General features: G+C 74.3%; 5 protein-coding genes. 3 read left to right on the top strand and 2 right to left on the bottom strand.

The features are described 5' to 3' along the window. The 3 genes from E1265_RS31620 to E1265_RS31610 form a co-directional block, all read left to right on the top strand. Positions 1–1,590, top strand: a 1,590-nt coding sequence (locus E1265_RS31620) for an RHS repeat-associated core domain-containing protein (RefSeq protein ID WP_207931284.1), incomplete at its 5' end; no start/stop codon positions are given. A gap of 21 nt (positions 1,591–1,611) precedes the next feature. Beyond that, entirely contained in the window at positions 1,612–2,031 is a 420-nt protein-coding gene (locus tag E1265_RS31615) for a hypothetical protein (RefSeq protein ID WP_132934405.1), read from the top strand. A 28-nt stretch (positions 2,032–2,059) separates the two neighbouring features. Continuing rightward, positions 2,060–3,262: an aminotransferase class I/II-fold pyridoxal phosphate-dependent enzyme gene (locus tag E1265_RS31610; RefSeq protein WP_132934404.1), complete on the top strand. Its 1,203-nt coding sequence runs from the start codon at positions 2,060–2,062 to the stop codon at positions 3,260–3,262. A gap of 254 nt (positions 3,263–3,516) precedes the next feature. Here E1265_RS31610 and E1265_RS31605 read toward each other — a convergent pair whose 3' ends face one another. Continuing rightward, entirely contained in the window at positions 3,517–4,677 is a 1,161-nt protein-coding gene (locus E1265_RS31605; RefSeq protein WP_132934403.1) for a glycerate kinase, read from the bottom strand. Positions 4,678–4,823: 146 nt separating this feature from the next. Then, the gene (locus E1265_RS31600) at positions 4,824–6,251 is read right to left on the bottom strand and encodes an NAD(P)/FAD-dependent oxidoreductase (protein ID WP_132934402.1); all 1,428 of its coding nucleotides are present in this window, start codon (positions 6,249–6,251) and stop codon (positions 4,824–4,826) included. Positions 6,252–6,516: the final 265 nt, after the last annotated feature.

Below are 6,516 nucleotides of genomic sequence, written 5' to 3'. Positions count from 1 at the left end.
GGGCATCACACCGCCTACTCGTACGACGCCGCCGGCGGCCTCACCGAGATCACTAGCGCCGGACGGCGCGTACGCTTCGAGCACGACCGAGCCGGTCGCGAGACGCGACGAGAACTGGGACCCGCGGCCATCCTCAGCCACGAGTGGGACAGCGCGGGACGGCCCACGGCCCAGATCGTCACCCCCCTCACCGGTCCCTCGCGCCGCCGGGCGCACAGCTTCCACCCCAACCGGCTGCTCTCCGGCATCACCGATTCCCGCGCCGGGGACATCGCCTTCACCCTCGACGCCGAGGGGCGGATCACCGCGGTCGACTCACTGACCGGAGGCGAGAGCTACCGCTACGACAGCGCCGGCAACCAGACCGAGGCGCGGTGGCCGGCCGAGCTGCCCGACGCGGAGGCGACCGGCGACCGGTCCTACTCGGGAACCCGGCTCACCAGGGCCGGCCGGATGCGCTACGAGCACGACGCCTGCGGTCGCGTGGTCCTGCGCCGGCTCAAGCGGCTGTCCGGCAAGACCGACACCTGGCGCTACACCTGGGACGGCGAGGACCACCTGGTCGGACTCGTCACGCCCGACAGCACCACCTGGCGTTATCTGTACGACCCGTTCGGACGGCGTGTGGCCAAGGAGCGGCTGGCCGAGGACGGATCGATCGCGGAGCGCACCGACTACACCTGGGCCGGCTCGGTCGTCACCGAGGAGACGACCGCCAGTCGGGATCACGACCGGCGCAGGACCCTCACCTGGGACTACCGCGACCTGCACCCGCTGGCGCAGACCGAACGCGTCACCCCGCCGGCTGAGGCGCGCCAGCGCGACATCGACGCACGCTTCTTCGCCATCGTCACGGACCTCGTCGGCGCGCCCGCCGAACTGATCGACGAATCAGGGGAGACCGCTTGGCGGGCCACGGCGACCGTCTGGGGCGCCGTCGGTCGTGGTGCGGACGCCATGACCGACACGCCCCTGCGATTCCCCGGGCAGTATGCCGACCAGGAGACCGGTTGGCACTACAACTTCCACCGCCACTACGACCCGGCCACCGGCCGGTACACCTCTCCCGACCCACTCGGCCTGGCTCCGGCGCGCAACCCCATGGCCTACGTGCCCAATCCCCAGGCCATGAGCGACCCCACCGGTCTCGCTCCCTGCAACCCCACGCCCTACCGCCCTCGATCGCCCAGGGGACGCCCCGACGGCCAACTGGTGTTCAGCGGGCACGGCGGCTTCCGGGTGCTCACCCTCTTCCAGCGCAGCGTCGTGGTGCCTGAGGGGACGAGCATCGCCTTCTACTCACGCCATGGTCAGGCGATCGCCAACACGGTGGGCGGCGCGGTCGAGATCGGTCGTCCACTGCCCATCGTTGACACCGCCACCGGCAACGTGGTCCGTGTCGAGAACCCCGTTCCGGTCCAGGTGTTCGGCCCCGGCGACCGGGTGCCGAACTACACGCTCTACCCGCCGGAGGAACTCCGTGTCCGGGGAGACCCCATTACGGTGGGCTCACCGACGCGGCTGGGAGACCTGCTCCAGCCCAACCTCGGGCAGGTTCACTGGGCGGCGTGCCGCAATCGCATGCTCTGATCGCGAGCGACGGAGAAACGCATGACGTACTACCCGGATCGCTCCGCGTACCACTACCTCGCCGAGACCGTGCCCGCCGACGTGACGGCCCTGAACATCGGCTGGCTCTCGAGCCTCCGCCGCTACCCCAAGGGCGAGGCCCCGGAGGGCTTCACGGAAGCCCTCGCGCTGCTGTGCCGGGACCAGCCGCGGGCCAGAACGCGCGGCGTGCACGCGTGTGGCCTGCCGCACCGGCTCGGTGAGAGCAGGCAGCCCGTCCGCATCGAGGTGGGAGGGGAGAAGGTGCTGTTGGGCACGGCCGAGGTCCGCGTCATCGCCAAGACCGGCGAGTGGCTGATCGCGCCCACCCTGGTGCACCACTACGTGACCCGGCACCGGTACCTCCCGCCGCCGGAGTTCGTCGAAGCGGTCCTCGCCGGGCGGGTCGCGGGTGAGGCCTGAGGGGGCGGGGCGTGCTTATCCTGCCCGCATGGACGCTGCCCGGACAGACGACGTGCCGCCCGTCATAGCCCGCCCCCCGCATCCCGATCCCCTCCGTCAGCTCGGCCTCGACGAGCTACGGCGGCGCACCAGCATGAAGTGGCGCACCTACCCGGCGGACGTGCTGCCGCTGTGGGTGGCCGAGATGGACGTGCCGCTCGCCGAGCCGGTCGCCCGGGCCATCGTGGACGCGGTGGCGCTCGGCGACACCGGTTATCCGGTGGGGACGGCCTACGCCGAGGCGCTGGCCGGCTTCGCCAGCGAACGCTGGGGCTGGGACGGCCTCGCCGTGGCGCGCACGTCGATCGTGCCGGACGTGATGCTCGGCGTCGTCGAGATGCTGAAACTGGTGACCGGCCCCGGCGACGCGGTGGTGGTCAACTCGCCGGTGTACCCGCCGTTCTACATGTTCGTGCGCAGCATGGACCGCCGCGTGGTCGAGGCGCCGCTCGGCGCGGACGGCCGGCTCGACCTCGGCACGATCGAGGACGCCTTCGCGCGGGTGACCGCCGGCGGGCGACGGGCCGCGCTGCTGCTCTGCAGCCCGCACAACCCCACCGGCACCGTGCACAGCGAGCAGGAGCTGACGGCGCTCGCGGCGCTCGCCGACCGGCACGGGGTGCGGGTGGTCGCGGACGAGATCCACGCGCCGCTCACCGACCCGGGCACGCGCTTCGTGCCCTACCTGAGCGTGCCGGGCGGCGAGAAGGGCCTGTCGCTGATGTCCGCCTCCAAGGCGTGGAACCTCGCCGGGCTCAAGGCCGCGCTGGCCGTCGCGGGCCCGGCGGCCGCCGCCGACCTGGCGCGGATGCCGGAGGAGGTGACGCATGGGCCGAGCCACGTGGGCGTGCTCGCCCACACCGCCGCGCTGCGGGACGGCGGCGACTGGCTCGACGCGCTGCTCGCCGGCCTCGCCGACAACCGTCGGCTGCTGGCGCGGCTGCTCGCCGAGTCGCTGCCGGCGGTGCGGTACCGGCCCTCGGCCGCGACCTTCCTCGCCTGGCTCGACTGCCGAGACCTCGGCCTCGACGCCGAGCCGGCGGCGTTCTTCCTGGAACGGGCCCGCGTCGCCCTCAACCCCGGCCCCGACTTCGGCACCGGCGGCACCGGCCACGTCCGGCTCAACCTGGCCACCTCCCCGATCATCCTGACCGAGGCGGTCCAACGCATGGCGACGGCAGCCGCCGCCTGACGGACACACCGCGCGGCGCAGCCACGCGGCTCCCGTACGCGCCGGCCGGCCCGAGCGTACCGGTGCGGAGCACCGGCGAGGACCACGCGCGGCGTGGCCCGCACGGCTCGGCGCGGCCGTGGCCGCTGCGACGCGCCTCACTCGGGGGACCCCCGGTTCGGGTGTGCTGTGTGTGCCGCCGGGGGTGGCGGCGCGAGGACCGGCTCACGCCGCTGCCGCGGCTCACGCCGCGCGCGCAGCGCTCGGTGGTCGGCTCAGGCGCGCGTAGCGCCTCGTAGGTGGTCCTCGGCCAGTCGCCTGGCGACCTGCTCGAGGAGCGGGCCGGCCTCGGCGATACAGCGTTGGGGGTCCGGTTCCAGGGCGGTCAGCGGGTAGGCGGCATCGATGCCGGCCGTCCTGAGGGCCGCCTCGTCGATGGCGAGGCGGCCGCAGACCGCCACCACCGGCCGGCCGGCGGCCCTGGCCGCGGCGGCCACGCCGGCCGGCGCCTTACCGCGCAGCGTCTGCTCGTCGAGCGAGCCCTCGCCGGTGATCACCAACTTGGCCTTGGCCAGCGCCCGCTCGAAGCCCAGCACCTCCAACATGACCTCGATGCCCGGGCGGAAGGCGGCCCTCAGGCCGATCAGCGCGCCGAAGCCGATGCCGCCGGCGGCGCCCGCGCCCGGCGCGGCAGCGCACTCCGTGGCCCGCGCGCCCTCGGTGCGCTCCAGTACCCGGGCGAAGTGGGCGAGCGCGGCGTCCAACGCCTCCACGTCCATCGGGTCGGCGCCCTTCTGCGGCCCGTAGACGGCGGCGGCGCCGCGCGGGCCGGTCAGCGGGTTGTCAACATCGCTGGCCAGCACGAACTCCGTGTCCTTCAGCCGTGGGTCGAGCCGGGACAGGTCCGCGGTGGCCAGCTCCCGCAGCGGGCCGCCGCCCTGCGGCAGCGGGTCGCCGTCGTCGTCGAGCAGCTGCGCGCCGAGCGCCGTCAGCATGCCGGCGCCGCCGTCCGTGGTGGCTGAGCCGCCCACGCCGAGCACGATCCTGCGCGCCCCGGCGTCCAGGGCCGCGGTGATCAACTCGCCGGTGCCGTGCGTGGTGGCCGTGAGCGGTGCGAAGGTGAACGGCGGCAGCAGCCGCAGCCCGGACGCCTGCGCCATCTCGATCACGGCCGTGTCGCCGCGGAGCGCGAACGAGGCGGTGACCGGCAGCCCGAGCGGCCCCGTCACCGTCGCCTCGCGTGGCGTGAAACCGCCGGCCACCGCCGCGTCCACCGTGCCGTCGCCGCCGTCGGCCACCGGCAGTGCCTCGACCACGACGCCCGGCCGGACCGCGTGGATCCCGGCCGCCACGTGCTCGGCCACCTCGGCCGCCGTGAGCGATCCCTTGAACTTGTCAGCGGCGATCAGCACGCGCCCGGTCCCCGTGTCCGTCATCTCCGGCCCCTGTGGTCGTTGCGGTTGCGTTCGTTGCGGTTGGGTGGCAAAAGGAACAGCCCAAGCGGCCCGACCCTATCCGGCCACGTTGTCCTGATCCATGGTGGGAGGGTGCGACGAACGCCACCCCCGGGTTCGGTTCCCGCTCAGACCGGCGTGTTCATCCCAAGGCGCCGCCATACGGCCTTCGCCGCGTTGTGCCCCGACATGCCGTGCACGCCGGGCCCGGGCCAGCTGGCCTGGGAGCACAGGAAGACCGCCGGGTGCGGGGTGGCGTAGGGAGACCAGGCGGGCCGTGGCCGGAACACGGTCTGCAGGCCGCGGAACTCGCCGCAGTTGATGTCGCCGTCGACGTAGTTGGCGTTCCGCCTGGCCAGCTCCTTCGGCCCGGCCACCGCCCGCGCCAGCACCAGGTCGCGGAAGCCCGGCGCGAACCGGTCGAGCTGCCGCTCGATGGCCTCGGTCAGGTCCCCGTCCCAGCCGGCCGGCACGTGGCCGTAGACCCACAGCACGTGCTTGCCCTCCGGCGCCCGACTCGGATCGATCAGCGTCGGCTGCGATGTGATCAGAAACGGTCGGTCCGGCGCCTGGCCGCGCACCGAGGCCGCCCGCAGCGCGGTGGCGATCTCGCCGCTCGACGGGCCGATGTGCACGGTCCCGGCCCGCCACGCCTCGGACGCCGTCCACGGCATGGGGCCGTCGAGCGCGTAGTCGACCTTGAAGGCCGCGGCGCCGTGCCGGAAGCCCCGGAACGCCCGCCCCAGGCCGGCGATCCGCGCCAGCGCCGAGGGCGAGGTGTCGAACACGTAGGCGCGCGCCGGTGGCAGCTCGTCGAGCCGCCGCACCTCGACGCCGGTGTGGATGATGCCGCCCAGGTCCCGCAGGTAGGCGGCGAGCGCGTCCGAGATGGCCTGCGAGCCGCCCTGGGCGATCGGCCAGCCGCGCTCGTGCGCGGCCAGCGCGAAGACCAGCGCGATGGCGCCCGTCGCCGGGGTGGTCGTCGGCGAGATCACGTGTGCCGCCAGGCCGCTCAGCAGCGCCCGCGCCCGGTCGTCCCTGAACCGCCTGGTGACCCAGGCGATCGGCTGCAGGCCCGTGAGGCCGAACCTGGCCAGCGTCACCGGGTCGCGCGGCACCCCGTCCCACGGGACCTTGAGGAAGTCCCCGACCAGCGAGTCCCAGCGGCCGAGGTACGGCGCGACCAGGCGCCGGTAGGCGCCCGCGTCCCGCGGCCCGAGGGAGGCCGCCGTCTCGCCGACCGAACGCGCCAGCACGGCCGCGCTCCCGTCGGGGAAGGGGTGGGCGAGCGGTAGTTCGGCGTGCAGCCAGCGCAACCCGTACCGTTCGAGCGGCATCCGGGAGAACGCGGGCGAGCCGATGCCCATCGGATGCGCGGCGGAGCACGGGTCGTGCCGGAAGCCAGGCAGCGTCAACTCCTCGGTGCGCGCGCCGCCCCCGATGGTCTCCCTGGCCTCGAAGACCTCCACCGACATCCCGCGCCTGGCCAACTCCACGGCGGCCGTAAGACCGTTGGGCCCGGCACCCACCACGACCACGTCACGCAACGTCGGCACTACGGCTCCCCTCACCGCTGAGGACCTGCCCGGTCGTCCGCTCGACCGGCCCCGGGGGACCGAGGATACGCGGCCGGCGCGGGCGCGGTTCGGCCGGCCGTGGCCTTCGGCGCGGCGCTCCGCGCGGCCCTGGGCGGACCGCCGCTACGCGGCACCGCCCGACGCCGAGCCGGTGAGGAGGGCGAGGACGCGCCGGGCCGTGGCCTCGTCCCGGGCCGCGGTGAACGGCAGCGCGTTGCCGCCGGTGATGTCGAACGGCCGGTCG

Source organism: Streptomyces sp. 8K308, assembly GCF_004348315.1.
Classification (GTDB): Bacteria; Actinomycetota; Actinomycetes; order Streptomycetales; family Streptomycetaceae; genus Streptomyces.
Note: the sequence above shows the minus strand (reverse complement) of the source record. Positions and strands in the feature narration are given on the sequence as shown.

Excerpts from the sequence above, each read along its gene's own strand:
- E1265_RS31610 (WP_132934404.1), top strand. The coding sequence starts at position 2,060 with ATGGACGCTGCCCGGACAGACGACGTGCCGCCCGTCATAGCCCGCCCC.
- E1265_RS31615 (WP_132934405.1), top strand. The coding sequence starts at position 1,612 with ATGACGTACTACCCGGATCGCTCCGCGTACCACTACCTCGCCGAGACC.
- E1265_RS31605 (WP_132934403.1), bottom strand. The coding sequence starts at position 4,677 with ATGACGGACACGGGGACCGGGCGCGTGCTGATCGCCGCTGACAAGTTC.